The organism is Roseixanthobacter psychrophilus (genome assembly GCF_043195195.1).
Classification (GTDB): Bacteria; Pseudomonadota; Alphaproteobacteria; order Rhizobiales; family Xanthobacteraceae; genus NCEH01.
Window position 1 is genome coordinate 36,562 of the sequence record NZ_JBAFWT010000028.1, and the last position, 17,876, is coordinate 54,437.

Annotated in this window: 21 protein-coding genes; 20 read left to right on the forward strand and 1 reads right to left on the reverse strand. The window is 62.9% G+C overall.

The window, feature by feature from the left end; all coding sequences use genetic code 11:
- Window positions 1-119 precede the first annotated feature (119 nt).
- From V5F77_RS20440 to V5F77_RS20510, 15 genes are all read left to right on the forward strand, one after another.
- Window positions 120-806 carry an HK97 family phage prohead protease gene (locus tag V5F77_RS20440; protein WP_429007188.1) on the forward strand — a complete coding sequence of 229 codons (687 nt, stop codon included), beginning with the start codon at window positions 120-122 and terminating at the stop codon, window positions 804-806.
- An 8-nt stretch (window positions 807-814) separates the two neighbouring features.
- A complete protein-coding gene (locus V5F77_RS20445; RefSeq protein WP_429007189.1) occupies window positions 815-2,005 on the forward strand; it encodes a phage major capsid protein in 1,191 nt (396 codons plus the stop codon).
- 85 nt (window positions 2,006-2,090) lie between these two features.
- Window positions 2,091-2,501 (forward strand): GTA-gp10 family protein, encoded by a 411-nt coding sequence (locus V5F77_RS20450; RefSeq protein ID WP_429007190.1) that lies wholly within the window; start codon window positions 2,091-2,093, stop codon window positions 2,499-2,501.
- 12 nt (window positions 2,502-2,513) lie between these two features.
- Window positions 2,514-4,652, forward strand: coding sequence for a tape measure protein (locus V5F77_RS20455; protein ID WP_429007191.1), 2,139 nt, complete (start codon window positions 2,514-2,516; stop codon window positions 4,650-4,652).
- Window positions 4,653-5,033: 381 nt separating this feature from the next.
- A complete protein-coding gene (locus V5F77_RS20460) occupies window positions 5,034-5,924 on the forward strand; it encodes a hypothetical protein (RefSeq protein WP_429007192.1) in 891 nt (296 codons plus the stop codon).
- A 57-nt stretch (window positions 5,925-5,981) separates the two neighbouring features.
- A complete protein-coding gene (locus tag V5F77_RS20465; protein WP_429007193.1) occupies window positions 5,982-7,223 on the forward strand; it encodes a tyrosine-type recombinase/integrase in 1,242 nt (413 codons plus the stop codon).
- 204 nt (window positions 7,224-7,427) lie between these two features.
- On the forward strand, window positions 7,428-7,640 hold the full coding sequence (locus V5F77_RS20470) for a hypothetical protein (protein ID WP_429007194.1): 213 nt from the start codon (window positions 7,428-7,430) through the stop codon (window positions 7,638-7,640).
- A 2-nt stretch (window positions 7,641-7,642) separates the two neighbouring features.
- Window positions 7,643-8,227 carry a head-tail connector protein gene (locus tag V5F77_RS20475; RefSeq protein WP_429007195.1) on the forward strand — a complete coding sequence of 195 codons (585 nt, stop codon included), beginning with the start codon at window positions 7,643-7,645 and terminating at the stop codon, window positions 8,225-8,227.
- Window positions 8,227-8,424: a hypothetical protein gene (locus tag V5F77_RS20480; RefSeq protein WP_429007196.1), complete on the forward strand. Its 198-nt coding sequence runs from the start codon at window positions 8,227-8,229 to the stop codon at window positions 8,422-8,424. The genes V5F77_RS20475 and V5F77_RS20480 overlap by 1 nt, the downstream gene beginning before the upstream one ends.
- Window positions 8,408-8,749: a head-tail adaptor protein gene (locus tag V5F77_RS20485; RefSeq protein ID WP_429007197.1), complete on the forward strand. Its 342-nt coding sequence runs from the start codon at window positions 8,408-8,410 to the stop codon at window positions 8,747-8,749. Before V5F77_RS20480 ends, V5F77_RS20485 begins: the two co-directional genes overlap by 17 nt.
- On the forward strand, window positions 8,749-9,276 hold the full coding sequence (locus tag V5F77_RS20490; protein ID WP_429007198.1) for an HK97-gp10 family putative phage morphogenesis protein: 528 nt from the start codon (window positions 8,749-8,751) through the stop codon (window positions 9,274-9,276). The genes V5F77_RS20485 and V5F77_RS20490 overlap by 1 nt, the downstream gene beginning before the upstream one ends.
- Entirely contained in the window at window positions 9,273-9,680 is a 408-nt protein-coding gene (locus V5F77_RS20495) for a DUF3168 domain-containing protein (RefSeq protein WP_429007199.1), read from the forward strand. The genes V5F77_RS20490 and V5F77_RS20495 overlap by 4 nt, the downstream gene beginning before the upstream one ends.
- Window positions 9,681-9,714: 34 nt before the next feature.
- The gene (locus V5F77_RS20500; RefSeq protein WP_429007200.1) at window positions 9,715-10,164 is read left to right on the forward strand and encodes a phage tail tube protein; all 450 of its coding nucleotides are present in this window, start codon (window positions 9,715-9,717) and stop codon (window positions 10,162-10,164) included.
- A complete protein-coding gene (locus V5F77_RS20505) occupies window positions 10,164-10,595 on the forward strand; it encodes a gene transfer agent family protein (protein WP_429007201.1) in 432 nt (143 codons plus the stop codon). The genes V5F77_RS20500 and V5F77_RS20505 overlap by 1 nt, the downstream gene beginning before the upstream one ends.
- A complete protein-coding gene (locus V5F77_RS20510) occupies window positions 10,592-10,732 on the forward strand; it encodes a hypothetical protein (RefSeq protein ID WP_429007202.1) in 141 nt (46 codons plus the stop codon). The genes V5F77_RS20505 and V5F77_RS20510 overlap by 4 nt, the downstream gene beginning before the upstream one ends.
- Before the next feature lie 10 nt (window positions 10,733-10,742).
- Here the strand turns inward: V5F77_RS20510 and V5F77_RS20515 are convergent, their stop codons facing one another.
- A complete protein-coding gene (locus V5F77_RS20515) occupies window positions 10,743-11,096 on the reverse strand; it encodes a hypothetical protein (RefSeq protein WP_429007203.1) in 354 nt (117 codons plus the stop codon).
- A 21-nt stretch (window positions 11,097-11,117) separates the two neighbouring features.
- Between V5F77_RS20515 and V5F77_RS20520 the strand changes: the two genes are divergently transcribed.
- Genes V5F77_RS20520 through V5F77_RS20540 form a run of 5 tightly spaced genes read left to right on the forward strand, consistent with a single transcriptional unit; the run spans window position 11,118 to window position 17,876 of the window.
- A complete protein-coding gene (locus tag V5F77_RS20520) occupies window positions 11,118-13,376 on the forward strand; it encodes a hypothetical protein (protein WP_429007204.1) in 2,259 nt (752 codons plus the stop codon).
- A gap of 3 nt (window positions 13,377-13,379) precedes the next feature.
- Complete coding sequence (locus tag V5F77_RS20525; protein WP_429007205.1) at window positions 13,380-14,033, forward strand: hypothetical protein; 654 nt, start codon at window positions 13,380-13,382, stop codon at window positions 14,031-14,033.
- A complete protein-coding gene (locus V5F77_RS20530) occupies window positions 14,033-14,611 on the forward strand; it encodes a DUF2163 domain-containing protein (protein WP_429007206.1) in 579 nt (192 codons plus the stop codon). The genes V5F77_RS20525 and V5F77_RS20530 overlap by 1 nt, the downstream gene beginning before the upstream one ends.
- Window positions 14,608-15,009 (forward strand): DUF6950 family protein, encoded by a 402-nt coding sequence (locus V5F77_RS20535; RefSeq protein WP_429007207.1) that lies wholly within the window; start codon window positions 14,608-14,610, stop codon window positions 15,007-15,009. The genes V5F77_RS20530 and V5F77_RS20535 overlap by 4 nt, the downstream gene beginning before the upstream one ends.
- Window positions 15,009-17,876 (forward strand): hypothetical protein, encoded by a 2,868-nt coding sequence (locus V5F77_RS20540; protein ID WP_429007208.1) that lies wholly within the window; start codon window positions 15,009-15,011, stop codon window positions 17,874-17,876. Before V5F77_RS20535 ends, V5F77_RS20540 begins: the two co-directional genes overlap by 1 nt.

A 17,876-nucleotide genomic window follows, 5' to 3' on the forward strand; every position in this document is an offset into this window, starting at 1 on the left:
CTCCTGCTTGTCCGAATGAAGACGTCACCAGCAGGCTGGGGCGCGATCAACGGCCATCTTCAGGAACCGGCGGGATGCCGGGCCGCGAAGCTTAAAACGGCTCCTCATGGGCCGATGCTTTGACGTGCGAAGGCTGGCCAATGGATACCACCAATAACAAGCGATATTCGCCCCCGCTCGAACTCAAATTCGATGCCACAGCAACCGCGTCCGGCAAGGTGAAGGGCTACGCCTCAACCTTTGGCGGCGTGCCTGACAGCCATGGTGACATCATCCAGGCTGGCGCCTTTGCTCGCACGATTGCAGAGCACCAGGCCGCAGGCTTCATGCCGATGATGCTTTGGGCTCACGATCAATCACGCGTCGTGGGTCGCTGGCTCACCATGAAGGAAGACAGCTACGGGCTTGCGGTCGAGGGTGTTTTTAACCTTCAGACGCAAGAGGGCTCGAACGCCCATGCGCACGTGAAAGCCGGCGACGTTACCGGCATGTCCATCGGCTATCTCATCGCCCCGAATGGCAAGCAGTTTGGCCCGCAGGGCACCACCATCCTCACCGATCTCGACTTGGTGGAGATTTCGGTGGTGGGCCTGCCCGCTAACCGCCGCGCGAGAATCACCCTCGATAGCAAGCGAGACCTTGTGGATCTTCTCCACAAGCACGGCTTGCCGAAGGTCGCGGCGGAGCGGCTCGCGAATGGCGGTTGGCCAGCCCTACAGGCCGAGCCCTCCGAAGACACCAGCACCAACGTGAAGGAAGCTGCGGCCCGCATCGTGCGGCTCGCTCAATCTATGAGGCAGAAATGACCCAGCACATGACCCCCGGCATCCGCGCCGCGCTACTCGCCGGTGCCCACTTGATGCAGAAAGACGACTCGCTGTCGCCTCTCGTGAAGGCCATCGAGGACAACAACAAGGCCATCGATGGTCGCCTGAAGCCGCTGGAAAGCAAGGCGCAGAAGGATGGCCTGACGCTCGCCGCTGTGTCCGAACAGCTCGCGGATATCGAACAGAAGATGGCCCAGGCGTTTCGCGGCGGCGGCCCGGCCGAGGCCCAGACGTGGGGCGCGCAGTTCACCGAAGCAGCAGATGTGAAGGCGTTTGCCGCTGAGACCCACAGCCGGCCCGGCCGGGTGCGCATCCAGATGAAAACGACCATCACGTCTGGCACCGGCTCCGGTGGCGCCCTGGTTGTTCCGCAGCGCGATGGCGTCTCACTCTTGCCGAAGCGCAGGCTGACCATCCGTAATTTCTTCACGCCCGTGCGCGTCACCAGCGGCAGCGTTGAATATCCGCGGGAGACCTCCTTCACGAACAGCGCCGCTCCGGTGGCTGAGGGCGCGGCAAAGTCGGAAAGCGCGTGGGCCTTTGAACTGGTCACCGCTCCCATCAAGACGATTGCTCATTGGCTGCCCGCATCTCGTCAGATCCTCGACGATGCGCCGCAGCTCGCCGGGCTGATCGATACGCAGTTGCGCTATGGGCTGGCTTTGAAGGAGGAATCCCAGTTGCTCTATGGGGACGGCACGGGCCAGAACCTGCTGGGCATGATCCCTCAGGCGACCGCGTTCGCTCCGGTAATCGACATCACGGCCCCGACGATGATCGATACCATCGGCTTGGCCATCCTTCAGAACGCGTTGGCGGACCTGCCAGCGGACGGAATCGTCATGCATCCGGCCGACTGGATGCGCATCCGGATGATCAAGGACGGCGACGGAAATTACATCTTGGGCGCGCCAGGCGTGATGGTCGAGCCGGCGCTGTTCGGACTGCCGGTGGTTCCGACCCCGGCGATCTCTATCGACAGCTTCTTGGTGGGCAATTTCGAAGCCGCCGCCACGCTGTATGACCGGTGGGAGGCGCGCGTGGAAGTGGGCACCGAGCATGCTGACTTTTTCGTTCGGAACCTGGTGGCCGTGCTCGCCGAAGAGCGCATCGGCTTCGCCGTCAAGCAGGCCAAGGCGTTGACCTATGGCAGCTTCGGCAACGTGGGAGCGGGGTAGTTTCGCAGTCGAATGATCCTGAAGCCGGGCGGCACAAACCGCCCGGCTTTTTTGTCAGAGGCAATAAAATTCACAGGTGAACGTCATGACGCAGAAGTCCGATCACGTAACCGCATTCATCGGGGGAAAGCAGTGTGTGGTGTGCTTGCGCCGGGAAGTCATTGAGAGCCTTGAATGCGCACTCAATGATTCCGCCTACGCTGTATTCCGGCGTTTCGGCAGGGGGCATTGGACCGTCAATGAGGTGCGGACCATTCTTAACTTCGCATTGCTCGAAGATGGCCAAGTCAGCCATCTGAAAAAGATGATCGCATTCGGCTTCGCGAACGTGCCCGTCGCACGCCATCCCCTGGTGGATCACGTGCTTGAGACCAATCCACAAGCCCCCTATGCCGTGCTCGCGCTACGCTGCCTTGAGGCGGCGCTGTTCGGCATATCCCCGGAATTCGCTGTGTTCGATGAACGCGACGACGATGCCGCTGCGTCGGCAGCCTGAGGAGGCGCGCCCATGGCCACCGATCTGGAACGCATGGTTGTTTCGCTCGAGGCAAACACCAAGAAATTTGAGAACGCTCTTGCTCGCGCCACCGCGAACAGCGACCGGTCTTTCAATCGCATGTCGCAATCGTCGGCGCGGGCTGGAAAGCAGATAGAAAAAAACCTCACCGACTCCACGGCCAGGGCAGCGGCGGCGATGGGGAATGCGGGGGCTGGACTGTTCACCCGCAGCCTTGCCGCAGTCGGCGCCGCATTGGGGACGCGCGAGATCATCCAGTACGCGGACTCATGGACGCGAGCGACGAACGCGCTGAAGGTGGCCGGCCTTTCAGGTGCTGATCTGGGCACTGTCATGGGCCAACTCTTCGATGCGGCACAGCGGCAGGGCGCGCCGATCGAGGCGCTGACCACGCTCTATGGGCGCGCCGCGCAGTCGGCGAAAGAGCTTGGCGCCACACAGCAGGATCTAGTTCAGTTTTCCGAAGACGTGGCCGTAGCGCTCCGCGTCGCCGGCACATCGCCCAGCGAGGCCACGGGTGCGCTGCTGCAGCTTTCGCAGCTTCTCGGCAGCTCCAGGGTTCAGGCGGAGGAGTTCAATTCCGTCAACGAGGGGGCCCGGCCGATCCTGCAGGCGGTGGCGAACGGGATCGAGGAAGCCGGCGGCAGCGTCTCGAAATTGAAGGCGCTGGTCGCGGACGGGAAGATTTCCAACGTCGCCTTCTTCAAGGGCTTCCAGGCCGGCGCAGAGGGGCTGCGAGAGCAAGCCGGGGCCGCTACGGAGACGATTGCCCAGGGTTTCACGCGTGTGTCCAACGCCGCAACGAAAGCCGTGGGCGAGCTCGACAAGACATCTGGCGCATCGGCAAATGCCGTCCAGAACATGAAAGGGGTAGCGACCGCAATCGAGGCGATCCCGACCGCAGTGGATGCCGCCGTCACCAAGCTCGGTATGCTCCAGCAATGGCTTACCAATGTCGGCAATTCGTCCTTCTGGAACAAGATCGGCCCCTTGCTCGGCGTGGACTTCTCCGCAGCCGAGGCGGCGCGCAACGGCTTGTCCCCTGCGCCGCGCGATCAGGGAATTGCGGCTCTGAAAGGTGGCCAAGGGACCGCGCTCGGCGCCGGCTTCGATGTGTCGGACCTTGCCAGCAGCGGCAAGAAGCCGGCCGCGAAGACAATCAAGGCCGCTGATTATCCAGTGATCGGTGGGAAGGAGAAGAAGGGCGCGGCCGAGAAGGTGAGCGACTTTGACCGCGAGGTTGCGGCGGTGAGCAAACACACCGAGGCGCTGCGGCTGGAAGCGGAGATGGTCGGTAAGGGCACATATGAGACCGCCAAGGCGCGGGCGGCGCTGAGCCTTTTCACTGCGGCAAGGCAGGAGGGAATTGAAATCACGCCCGCGATCCGCGAGCAGATCGAGCAGGAGGCTGATGCCTATGGGCGCGCGTCCGTGGAATTTGAACGCCTCACGGAAAAGCAACAGCAATTGAATCAGCTCCAACAGGAATTTGGGAACATTGCCGGCGGCAGCATCTCGGGTCTCATCGACGGCACACAGACGTTTGCCGATGCCCTCACGAATGCCACCAAGCGCATGTCGGACCTGGTGCTTCAGGCCGCCTTGCTGGGGGACGGCCCCCTCGGCGGGCTCTTCGGAAGCGCCGCCTCCGGCGGGAAGGCTGGCGGCATCATCGGCCTGCTTTCCGGGGCGCTGGGGGGCGCTGGGGGCACGGTTGGTGCGACGGCTGGTGCCACGTTCGGATTTGCCGGCGGCGGGCTGGTGCGCGGCCCTGGAACGGGCAGGTCTGACGACATCCCCGCTCGCCTTTCGAACGGCGAATATGTCGTGAACGCCCGCGATGCGCGGCGCAACCGTGGGCTCTTGGACCGGATCAATTCGGGGCAGGTGCAGCGCATGGCGGACGGCGGATCGGTTGGACGGATCATCACAGCGAACACCGCCATTGCGCCGCGCCCCGTCGCAGGAGTCACGTTCGCTCCGTCCACCACCATCGACGCGCGCGGCTCGACCATGTCGCGTGAGGAAATGGCTTCCATCCTGGCGCAGTCGCAGCGGGAAACGTTGAGACAAGTGCCGGGCCTTGTGGAAAGAGCGCGCGGGCGGCAAATCTCCAGCAACCGCACCTGATGCAGGCCAACACCTTCCCGCCAGCCTCTTCGCCTCTTTGGTCAGGCGAACGCACGCGCGCGGTCCTCCCTTGCGGGAAGGCGCGAAGCGGTGCAAACATGGGTGTTGGGTGTGGAAACCCGGATCAGCGATAGGCAGGCAACCGGTTGGCGCCGGAAAGCTGCCGAATGCGTGAGAGCCTTGGCGGGCTCAATAACGCGGTGGTGCGTCTCTTGGCGGAGGCGCGCCGAACCTGGCCACTATGGCCGGGGGCGGTGCGCCATGTCCAGAGCGAAAGCTTAAAAGCACGCCGACCTGTCTCGCTGGCAGGTTTCCACCCCCCGGCTGCCCGGTCTGACACCGGGCACGGCTGTGGAAGGCCGTAACCAGCGAGTGAACCCCATGAACATCATGACGCCCAAGGCGTGCGCGATGGCCGGCGAAAGTCTGCCCGCCGACGCCGCTAGGAATGGAATACCCATCCAAAAGCACGATCTGGTGCTTTGCAGCGATGCGCCCCGAATCGGCGATTTGACGCTAGCGCGCCGGCTCGCGTTCGAAAAGCCATACAACATCAGGAAGTTGATCGAGCGCAACAAGGCCGAATTGGAAGCCTACGGCGCGTTGCCCGTGAATTCTCTCCACGCTGGAGAGAAACCCATGCGTGGCCGGCCGGGCCTCGCCTACCTTCTGAACGAGGGGCAGGCGCTTGTGTTGTGCGCCTTGTCCCGCACCCCCGTTGCGGCATCGGTGCGGCAAGAGCTGGTGCGCATCTTCCTGCTCTACCGAAGCGAATACCCGCCGCTTCCGCCTGAGGTTCAGGCGCTCCGCGACCTTTGCGAACTGTCTCACGTGTTCCGCAATGGTCGCAGGCGCTTCCTATTGGCGCCCGTGACAACCGCCATCCTCGACGCCTTGGCAGCCTTCGACGCTGGCACGGAGAATGATGAGGACGGCGCGGACATGGAACCCTCGCTCGGTGGCGAAGAGACCGACTTGGAAGGGTCCGACGATGACCTTGAAGGCGACGGAAATACCGACAAGGAGCCATCTGCCGGCTGGACGGGCTTCGAAGATCAAAGCGTGCTTCAGGCATATGGCGGCCATGATGAAGAGGAACCGACCCTCGGTTTTACCGAAGCTGAGGCGCGTGGCGATCACCACCGCAAAGGCACGTCAGATTTGGAAGTTGATCCAGATGATGATGATGAACTTGATCCCGATAGTTCCGAGTGGGGCGTAGCGGATCAGGAAGGCATTTGGGAGCAATTCGGACAGTCAACGCCCGTTTGAAAACGATCCCGGCCTAATAGTAGGCCGGGATCGACGGCCGGATATAGGAGTTTTATTATGGCTAGTGTCAGCAAGCGGGAATGGTTATACAAAGGCGCGACAAAATCAGCGTGGGTTGTGCGGTATTTTGCGGGCGGGAAGCACCGTAGCAGGCAGTTTGACCGAAAGAAGGACGCAGACGCCTTCAAGCGCAAAATGGAAGATGAGATTGACTGCGGCGTTCACATAGTTGATCGAGATGGCGTCACCGTGCGCCATGCCTGCGATGAATTCCTGAAAGAACAGGAAATTAGAGTCGAGGATGGCCGCATTTCAAAGGCGACTTTAAAAAATCTCCAAACGTCTGTTAACAAGAGTGTCATCCCATTACTCGGAGACAAGAAGATTCATCAGATAACATGCACAGATTGTGAGGAATATTACGGAAAACTTCTGCGACTGCACGGGTTGTCCCCCGTCACAGCGAAGGAGCGGCTGATAAAGCTTGGTCAGATTTTTGACTTTGCTGCAGCACCGGGCCGCGATTGGGTGAAGACGAATCCCGCAGCGCAGGCACGCAAGAAGCTCCGAGGAATTGCAAGCGAGCCTATACGTACGTTCTCGCCCGATCAGATTTTAGTGCTGCTTAAGGCTGCTGATGTTCGCAGAAGAAATCAGCATCCACGCACCCATCGTCTTGCAAGGTGCTTTGTGCATTTGGCTGTCTTCTGTGGGTTGCGGTGGGGAGAGATTGCCGCTCTGACATTGCCGCGCGTCAATTTTGAGGCCGGCCTTATTGAGGTAAGACATAGCCTCACCATGTGGGACGAAATTAAGGGGCCTAAAACACGCGCGGGCTTGCGCGACGTTCATATGCCGCCGCATCTATCTAAAATGTTGTCGGAATGGATACGCGACGACATGGCTCCAAGCGATAGAGGCCTTCTGTTCCGCGCAAAGTTATCGCGCACAGATAAAGGGCCGGGTGGCTTTATAGGCGCCAGTGGCTTCTTCAATACATACTGGCATCCCTTATTGAAGGAGGCGGGGCTTCATGAAGAAGGCGGAGACAACTTCCATTTTCATGCGCTGCGCCACTTCTATTCAAGCTGGATCATAGCGAACGGCATGTCCGTGATGGATGCTGCTCAAGCAATGGGACATAAGCGCTTCGACATGACGTTGCAGGTGTACGCGCATCCGATGATCGGCAGCGCCGGTCGCAAGTCCATCTCCACTTTAGCGGCCTCTCGTCTGCTGGCCGGCTTAGGTGTGAATGAGAGCGTTCTTGCGCATGACAAGGCCGATCAGGTTGGATGATTTGCGCAAGAGTTGCGCAATGCCGTATAAGTCATTGTAAAATCATCATTAAATAACCTCGTGACGGCGCTCTGTGAAGAGCGGCTGGCCCTGGCGGTCTATCGTCCGGAGGGCTTCATCTACGGAGACTTCGGCCGCGTCGCTTGATCTTGCAATATCTGACGGGGCGGGGAAACCCGCCCCGTAACCTCAGGAGGGTTTCACATGCCGAAGTATGACGTCCTGCGACAGCATGACGGTGACCGCCAATATTTTCAGGGCGACACACGCGAACTCGCGGCATCCGATGCGATGCATCTGGTGCGCCTCGGCACGCTTGCGCCGGCGGGTGAGGTCAAGGCCGCGCCGACGCTGATCAACAAATCGGACAAGCCGCTATCGAACAAGGCGCCCAAGGGTGCCAAGTCCGAGGCCTGAAAATGTCCGTCGCCGTCATCGTGCGTCCCGCATCGATCATCACCATGGATCAGGCGAAAAGCCATCTGCGCGTCGAGCATGGAGATGATGATGCCGATATCGAGCGGTTGATTTTTGCCGCTCAGGCGCACATTGACGGCCCGTCCGGCGACCTTGGACGGGCTATAGGCCTGCAGACGCTGGAACTTACCCTCGACGGCTGCGAGTTGTGGCCGGGAGCCCATATCGATCTGCCGTACCCGCCCTATGTCGAGTTGGTGAGCATCTCCTATCTCGATCCGCTCGGCGCCCAACAGTCCCTCGCGACCGAGGCAGTTGCCGTGATCAATCACGGTGGCCTCGCACGGCTCTATCCTTTGTTCGGCTCCTGCTGGCCTCTGGTGCTTCGCCGGCCCGGCGCGGTGCGGGTGCGCTATCGGGCCGGTTACGAGACGCCTGAGCTCGACGCCGTTCCGATCCAGCAGGCCATGCTGCTGATGATCGGCCATTGGTACCGCAACCGAGAGGCCGAGTCCGAGGTGAGCTTTTCTCACCTGCCGTTGGGCGTGGATGCGCTGCTCGGTCCGTATCGCGTCTGGAGATTCTGATGCCTTGGGTGAAATTCACAGCCGACTTCGACTGGCGTCCTCAGATCGGCAAGGTGCACGCCTTTACGGACGGGACCGTCGCCCTCGTCACCACACCGTGCGCCGCCGCAGCGAAAGCGGCAGGCGCCGCGGAGCCGGCGGCGAAGCCCAAGGATGCCTCCGAACCAGATCTGGCGGCCGATGACCTCGGCGGGTGACCTGCGCGAGCGCATCCGTTTCGAGAAGCGGGCCGCCGCGAACGACGGGGCCGGCAATACCAAGGGCGATTGGCAGGCGCAATTCACCGTCGCTGCCAAGGTGCAGCCGCTGAAGGGTGGCGAGGGCGTGCTTGCCGGGCGTCTAGCGGGCTCCCAGCCGGTCATCATCATCGTGCGCAGTTCCGCCGCCACCCGGCAGATATCCCCTGCATGGCGCGCCGTGGATGCGCGCACGGGCGTCATCTACGCGCTCACCGGAACGGCCGACATGGCGGGTGATCGCGCGTTCATTGATATTCTGGCGGTTGCGGGGCCGGCGACCTGATGGCCAAAATCCAGGGGCGGGAAAGTCTGCGGAAGAAGCTGCGGGCTCTTCCGGCTGAAGTTCGCCGGGGCATGGCAGATGCGCTCGCGCAAAGTGCTGACGAAATCACCGAGATGCAACGCCGTCTGGTTCCCAAAAAGACCGGCGATCTGGCGGATAGCATCGGTTGGGTGTTCGGCGAGGCGCCCGAAACGGCCAAGCTCGGCGGAAGGCGGAAGGGAAAGAAGCCGACGTCCGCCGAGATTCAAGACAGCCGCCAGGATCTGCGCGTCACTATCTTCGCGGGCGATGATGCGGCGTTCTATGCGCGATGGGTCGAATTCGGGACGAAGTCCTCCTCTGCGAAGCCCTCGCGTCGGAACGCCAATTACCGGCGCACGGTCATCATGACCAAGGCGCTCCAGGCGCACGCGGCGACGCCGGCACAGCCCTTCTTCTACCCGGCTTATCGGGCGAACCGGAAGAAGGTGAAATCCCGCATCTCGCGATCCATCACCAAGGCGGCGAAAAAGGTAGCGGGCACATGAGCGACCCTTCGGAGGCCTTGCAGCGCGCGCTTTTTGCCATCCTTACCGCGGCGCCCGCCGTCACCGCCCTGATCGCACAGAGGGTCTACGACGCGCCGCCGCCCGACGCGGTCTATCCGTTCGTGGAAATCGCCGCGGTGCAGATGAATGAGGACGGCGCCGATTGCGTGGACGGCACCGAAGCCTTCATCGACGTGCACGCATGGTCGCAGGTGACGGGGTCAATTGAGGCTAAGCGCATCGCCGGCGCCGTCAAGGGCGCGCTGCACGAAGCCGCGCTCGATCTCGCGCCAAGGCATCGCCTGGTGGAAATCCTGTGGCGCGATACCCGAGTTTCTCGCGATCCGGACGGCCTCACCACCCATGCCGTCATCACCTTTCGAGCTCTGACAGAGACCGTCTGACCGGCCGTTCGGCCCCACACGAGGACATATCCCAATGGTTGCTTCCACGACCTTCAGCGGGTCGAAAATGCTGGTTCTCATCGGCGACGGTGCGACGCCGACCGAGGTTTTCACCGCGCCGTGCGGCCTCACCACCAAGGGGCTCAATCGCTCGGCCGAGGCCAACGATACGGTCGTGCCCGACTGCACCGATCCCAGCCTGCCGGTCTGGACGGAGCGCGAGGTGGTGTCCCTGTCGTGGGAAGTCTCCGGCGCCGGCGTGCTCGCGAGCGAGTCCGTCGCCATGTGGGACACCTGGTTCAAGAGCGGCCAGCCCAAGAACGTCCGCGTCGAGGTCTACAGCGGCGCTGCCGCCGGCCGGAAATACTCGGGTGCGGCTCTGTTGACGCAGTTCAACATTTCCGGCGAGCGCGGGAACAAGGTGACCGTGGATATCAGCTTGTCCGGCACCGGCGCCCTCAGCGAAGCGGCGATTGCAGCCTGATGGGCACGCATGATGCCGCGCTGACGCGCGATTGGGGGGACGGCACGCATACGTTCCGGCTCCCCATCGATCAGCTCTTGGAGCTGCAGCACCTCTGCGACGCCGGGCCGGCGGAAATCTATGAGCGCCTGCTGCACCGCAAGTGGCGGGTGCAGGATCTGCGGGAGATTGTCCGGCTCGGCCTGATCGGCGGCGGAATGGATCCGCTGGAAGCCCTGGCCCGCATCAAGCGCTATGTGGAATCCCGGCCCCTGATGGAGAGCGTTCCCCTTGCGCTGGAAATCCTCGGAATGGCCCTCATCGGGCCGGAGGAAAAGGCGAAAACGCCGGGAAAACCGGCGGCGGGGGAGGATCAAAGCGGCTCTCCGCCTCCGCCTTCTACCGAGCCGGCGGCGCGCTCGGCTTCTCGCCGCAAGAAATCGGCCGCATGAGCCTGTTCCAGTTCAACGCCGTGATCGACGGTTGGAACCAGGCGCACGGCGAAGGCAAGCCGGATGGGCCGAGCGATGCCGAGTTCGACGCCATGCTTGAGCAGCATGCAGCGGGGCGCGCTCGCGCCCTTCACTGAGGGTCGGCGGTTAAAATCCGCCGATTTTCAGATAATCGCGATACAAGTCGGCGTTAGGTCCCGACCATTTATTGTTGTCTATTGCAAAAGAGACCAGATTAACTGGATTTGAACCAGATTTATTGAATGTACATTCAATAGTTGTTCTGAATTCGGACAAGTTTGAGTCTTTTGATTTGCCTTTAATAACAATGACGGGCTTAGAAATTGCCGTAAAGTCGGTGAAGTCAATCACCTCAAACGTGTCCGGCGCGGTCATGACTTTCTTCGCCAGGAATAGGCAAGCCTCGTATTCGCGGCTTGCTGCGATGCAGGGTGTTGCAAGCACTGCGGTTGCCACAGCCAAAAATCCCAATTTGATCAACTCAGCCTCCCGGAGGGCGTGATGGCCACGGACGTTGAACGCCTTGTCGTTTCCATGGAAGCGCAATTCACGAAGTATGAAAAGGCGCTGGCGCGGATCGAGCGGCTGACAGGCACCACGACCGCCCGCATGGAAACCCGCTTCAAGGATATGGAGAAGGGAGTTTCAACCCGGATCGGGGCCACGCTTGGCAGCCTCGGATCCTTGGCCGGTATCGGCACCATTCTCGGCGGGCTCAGCCTTGCCGGGCTCATTGAGCAGCTTCGGTCCGTTGCCGGCCAGTTTGCTGAGATTGCCGATGTGGCCGACCGCACCGGGCTCGGCACCGAACAGATTCAGGAATTGCGGTATGCGGCTGAGATGGCCGGCGGCGATGTGAAGGATCTCGACAGCGGCGTCGTGAAATTCTCGAAGGGGCTGAGCGATGCCGCCCGCGGTACGGGTGATCTGGAAAAGGTGCTGCGCGCCAATGGCGTGGCGATCAAGGGCGTGAACGGGAACGCCCGCTCCACTATCGATGTGCTGTACGACTACGCCGACCTCATCAAGAACGCGAAGAACCCGCAGGATGCGCTCAACATCGCCACCATGGCGTTCGGCCGTAGTGCCGGTCCTGCCCTGGTGGTGGCGCTTCAGGGCGGTGCGGAAGGCCTGCGGACCGCGGCGAATGAGGGGCGCGCCTTCGGCGCCGTCGCTGATGACGCGATCATCCGCAAGGCCGCGGATATCGACGATGCCTTCGTGCGCATGTCGCGCGCCATAAAGGTGCAGGCCGGCGGCGCACTGATCGAAGGCGCGGACGCTGTGCGCCAGTATCAGAATGCTATCATCGGACTTGCTGCGGCGGTGGGGGCGGTCGGAGCCGGCGCGGTGCTTGGGCCCCTGGTGCAGTCCCTGGCCGCAGCAACGGCTGGCGCTGCGGTTGCGGCGGTGCGCATGAACGCGCTCAATGCCACCATTCTGACCGTAGCCGCCGGCCAACGCCTCGCCACACTCGCCTCGGCAGGCCTGTCCACGGCCCTCAGTCTCCTCGGCGGCCCCTGGGGTCTGGCGATTACCGCGCTCGCCGGGACCATCGCTTACCTCGCCCTGCGAACCGATGAGGCCAAGGAGGCGGCGGAACAGCATGCGGCGGCCGTGAAGGATTTCGATACGGCGGTGGCGCAGTTGAAATCGGGCCTTCCCGGCGCGGCCGAGAAGGTGAAGGCGCTCGGCAACGAGCATGTCGAGGCCGCCAAGAAGGCGCTCGCCGCAGCCGAAGCCGAACTAGAATATGCGCAGGCTGTTGGAGCGAGGCAGAACCTCGGAGGGTACGCAAGCAGATACCAAGTAAAGGCGCCTGCGGATAACACGAGCGAGATTGCCGCCGCCATTGAACAGGGAATCTCCAACGTCAAGGCGAAGCAAAAGGAATTGAAGGAATGGCAGGACAAGGTAGTGTCCGCCGGGTCGAATGCACCCGATGGGAAGCCCACCATCGTGCCAGACCCCGACGCCGACGCGAAGGCCAAGCAGTGGGCCAAGGTATTGGACCAAAGCCGCCAGCGGGCGAATTCGCTCCAGCTCGAAGCCTCCCTGGTCGGAAAATCAACCTTCGAAGCGACCCGAGCGAAGGTCGCTCAAGACCTGCTTAATGCGGCGAAGGAAGCGGATATCCCCATCACGGCCGACCTTGTGACCGAGGTCAACCGGTTGGCGACCGCCGAGGCATCCGCCACCGTCACGCGCGATGCGGCGAACGAATCCTATGCGCAGTGGAACGACATGCTGCGCCAATCCGGAGATTTTGCCGTTGACAACGTGGCGGCGCTGGTATCCGGCTATCAGAGCCTCAATGACGTGTGGAAGAACGGTCTCGGCCTGCTGACGCAGATGGTGCTGAAATCGGCGCTGATGGGCGAAGGGCCACTTTCCGGTCTGTTTGGCTCCAAGGCCACCGGCAACAGCCCCGGCGGCCTCTTCGGCCTGCTCGGCTCGCTGGTCCCCCGCGCGGAGGGCGGCCCTGTATCCCCTGGCAAGCGCTACCTGGTGGGCGAGCAGGGGCCGGAGGTGCTGACTTTCCCACGATCCGGCATCATCACCCCGAACGCCGCCGTCTCACCGCGCGCCTCCGGCGGCATCACGTTTGCCCCGTCCACCACCATTGACGCGCGCGGCTCCCAGATGGGCGAGGCGCAGATGCGCCAGATCCTGGCGGAGAACAACCGCCAACTGCTGCGCCAGGTGCCGGCGGTGGTGGAACAGGCGCGCGGCCGGCAAATCTCCAGCAACCGGACCTGATCCATGGCCATCACCTTCCCGCGTGCGCTGCCGCAGAATGTGCGGTTCGCGCGCAGCACCTTCACGCTTGCACGGCAGCAAGCCGTGAACACGCTCCAGAACGGCGCGGTGCAGGGGATGGAATTGGGCGATGCCCTATGGCGGGCGGATTTCCAGACCGAGCCGCTGGCGTGGTCCGCCCGCCGCGCGTGGGATGCGTGGGCGAAAACCATCAAGGACGGCATGAACACCTTCGTCGGCTTCGATTGGATCGGCTCCTATCCGATCGCCTACGGCGGCGGCGCGCTGGCGCTCACCAAGGCGACCGGCGGCGCCTGGGGCGGACAGGCCACCATCAACGCGGTGACCGCCACTACGATCACGCTGCTGGGCTTGCCGGCGGCCTACAAGGCCCGCGCCGGAGACCGGCTGTCCTTCGCCTGGAACGGGTCGCGCGCCTATCACGAGGTGATGGAGGATGCGACCGGAAGCGGTGCCGGCGCGATCACCCTCACGGTTGAGCCTGCGATTCGGCTAAACCCCTTGCCGGCTATCGGCGCGATCGTGGACCTGATCCGCGCGCCGGTCGTGATGAAGCTGATGCCCGGCACCTTCCAGAACCCCGATGCCCTGGGCTCGCAGCCCATCTCCTTCCAGGCGGTTCAGGCGATCCTCTGATGCGCACCATCAATCCGGCGGCCTTGGCCACGCTCGCAGCGGGGCGCGCGGTCTCGCGCCTGCTCCTCATCTTCGATTTTCCGTCCGGCACTTATGGATTCTGGGATGGCGTCGGGATCATGACCTATGCCGGGCTCGATTATGTCGGCGCCGGCAAGTTGCTCGGTGTCGATGATCTGGAGCTTTCCGGCGGCCTCGCGCCGGCGGCTGTGACGCTGCGCCTGTCCGCCATGCCGGAGGCCGGGCTTACCGTCGATGTGCTCGCCACCATCGAAAACGAGCAATACCACCAGCGGCCTTGCACCATGTCGCGGGCCTATTTCGACCCCGACACGCGCGCGCTCATCTCGGTGGAGCGGATCTTTCGCGGCTACATCGACCAGATCGAGCATGCTGAACAGGTGGGCGGCGCGGCTGAACTTGTATGCAGCCTGGAAAGCCGCTCGCGTGATCACACGCGGGTCGGGCACCGGGTGCGCGGCGATGCCGATCAGCGGCGCATCGCGGCGGATGACGGCTTCTTCCAGCACGCCGCGACCGCTGGAACGCAAAAGATCGTGTGGGGGCGGCGGGCATGAGGCGCGCGGATTGGCCGGAGCGGCTGGAAGCCGTGTTGGATCGCTATGCCGCCGGCACCTTCGTGCGCGGGCGCCGCGACTGCCTCACCTTGTGCCTGGACGTGGTGCGCGCGCTCACCGGAGAGCGCCTGTTTCCAGGGCAGCGCGGCTATCGCACCCGCGCGGAAGCGGTGCGGCGCGGCAAGGCGCTCGGCTTTGAGACTTTGGCTGATGCCTGCGCGAGCGTGCTGCGCGAGGTTCACCCGGTCGAGGCGCACCGGGGGGATATCGTCATCATCATGGACGGGGAGGATGAGGCCGGTGCCGTCTGTACGGGCGCCGACCTCGTGAGTATGGGCGCAGCCGGCATGTGGCGGTTGCCCCGTTCGCACGCCGTGCGCGCGTTCCGGGTGGGCTGATGGGCATCGAAGCCGCACTGATCGCCGCCGGCGCGTCCGCGACCGCCGCCAGCCTCGCCAGCACCGCGGTGGGAATCGGCCTCTCGGTCGGCCTCGCTTATGCTTCCAAGGCCCTCACCGGCAAGAGCCGGGCGGCCGAAGACAAGGGCGTCCAGGCCTCCCTGCAGATCGGCGCCGACGTGCCGCGCGGCTATCTGTGCGGGCGCCAGGTGATGGAGGGGCAGCTTTCGTATTGGAACGTGAGCGGGCCGGATAACAACTTCCTCGACCTGGTGTTCCCCATCGGCGACGGTCCGCATGATGGATTGACCGATCTTTGGGTGGATGGCGTGCGTCGGAATCTGACGCTCGCCTCCTCCGATCAGTTCCGCGATACCTATTCGGTCGAGAGTTATTATTACGGGCCGCTGTTAGTACCCCTGATGACCGTGACCTTCTATCACGGCTACGAAGATCAGCCCGCGCATGATCTGTTCGTATCGTCGGCCACTCCTGCCTCGCGGTGGACCGCCACCGAGCGCGGATCTGGCGTCGCCTATGTCGCGATCCGCTTATGGTATTTCAAGCAATGGTTTCCGGACGGCATCCCGAGCTTCAAATTCGGTATCCGCGGACGGCGCTTCTACGACTGGCGCAAGGACAGCACGGCCGGCGGCTCGGGCGCGCACCGATGGACCGACAAGAAGACGTGGGCTTACACGGAAAACCCCTTCGTCGAGCTCTACAATTTCCAGCGGGGCCTATACCTCAATAACGAGTTGGTCGTGGGCGCCGGGGTTCTGCCCGCCGACCTCCTCTTGGACCGCTACACGGCGGCAGCGAACGCCTGCGACGAAGAGGTGATGGATAGCGCCGGCTTCTCGGCAGACCGTTTTAGCTGCAGCACCTATGTCAATGACGATGAGGAGCACGGCGCCGTTACCGAGCGTATCCTCGATAGCTGTGCCGGGGCCATGTACGAGCAAGCCGGCAGCTTCGGCCCCATCGCCGGCGTCGCGCAGCCCACCGTCATGACCATCACGGACGGCGACCTTGTGTCTGGCCGGCCGGTGAGCTTCAAGGCCAAGCTTCCGCGCTCGGAACTCGTGAATGGCGTTTTCGGCACCTATATCGACTTCAGCCAGATGGGCGCAGCGGTGCCGTATGTGGCGCGCACCGACGCGGCAGCGGAATCGGCGGACACGGAACAGCGCCGCGTCGAAAGCAATTTTCCGCAAGTCAACGATCTGGTGCAGGCACAGCGGCTGGCGGAAATCGAGAAGCGACTGGCCCGCCTCCAGGCGACGGCCACCATCACGCTCGGTATGTCCGCCGACCCCTTGGAGCCTGGCGACTGGATACGCTGGATTTCGGCGCGGCCGGGGCGCGGCGACCGCCGCTATCTGATCAAGTCCTTAACGAAGGCGGCTGATCAGACGATCACGCTCAATCTGCGCGAGGTCGCATCCTCTGCTTTCGGCGCCGCCGCCAATGACGACGCGCCGTCCGCCGGCGACCCGAACGCACCCCCTGCGGTCATCACGACCGTGCCCATGTTCAACGCATCGCCGCGCACCCTGCTGGCCGAGAACGGGCTGAAGACGCCGGCCATCGAAGCGACGTGGCAGTCTATCCTCGATGACAAAGTGGACGCGGTCCTAATCCAATATCGCGTGGCCGGGCAAGAGGAGGTATTGCCCTGGCGCTCGGATGATCCGCTTTCCGGGCTTGTGGTTTGGAGTTCCGGCGTCCAATCGGAGACGCTATACGAGGTCCGCGCAACTATCACCTGCACGCCGGCGCGCGCCACTACGTGGACGGAGTGGAAGCCCGTCACGACCACCGAACAGGTTGTGCCAGTGACGATGCAGAGCTTCGCGCCGGCGCTGCGCGATTTGATCGGCACACAGCTTGGCGTGGCCGATGCCGAGTACCGCGCAGGCATTGAAAATCTCAACCTGATCGTAGCCGAACTGGCTGCGCATCAAGCTGTCGTGCGGCTTGAGGATGTGCGCCGGGTGACGGCCACATTTGGAAATCAGAAAGCGGAATATCTGTTCCAGGTCGGCGTTGTCGCCGATGACGTGAGCGCGACGGTGCAGCGGGTGGAGACGCTGGAGGCGGAGGCGGTGAGCCTGAATGCCGATCTGGGCACGGTCACCACCAACCTCGCCACGGTGAGCAGCACGGTCACCGCGCTGGCGGATGGTCAGAGCGCGCTGGCATCCGACGTGACGTCGTTGCAATCGACGACGACCGGCCTGGTGACGGGCCTCGATGCGGCCGAAGGTAATATTGGTGATTTAACGACAGGCCTCGGCGCTGCCGAGGGCACTATCGGAGGGCTGCAGTCAGACGTTGCCGCCGCTCAAGGCGACATCGGTACGCTCGTCACATCGGTCGCCACCGCACAGGGGTCGCTTACGACGCTGACCGGTACCGTCTCTGCGATATCGGCCGACGTGCTGGAGTTGACGGCAGCGGTCAATGATCTCAGCAGCAGCGTCACGGTGCGATGGGTCGCGGGTGTGACGCCTGCGGGCGCAACGGCCGCATGGGATCTGCAACTGGTCGCGGGCTCCGTGGTCGTTGGCATGTCTGCCATCGCTCTTTCGGGTGGCGGGGGGCAAATCCGGTTCCAGGCCGACAAGTTTCTGTTTGCCAAGCCAGACGGGACGACGTTCGCGCTTCTTCAGTCGTCCGGGGGGACTTTCTACCTTGCCGGCAATATGCTCACAGATGGGTACGTCCTCGCGCAACATCTATCTGTTTCCACGTTGTCTGCGATAACCGGAAACATGGGGACACTAACTGTCGGTCGGATGCTTTCCACAAACGGGAAAGTCGATTTCAACCTGACCGACACATACCTTTTGTTTAAAGACTGA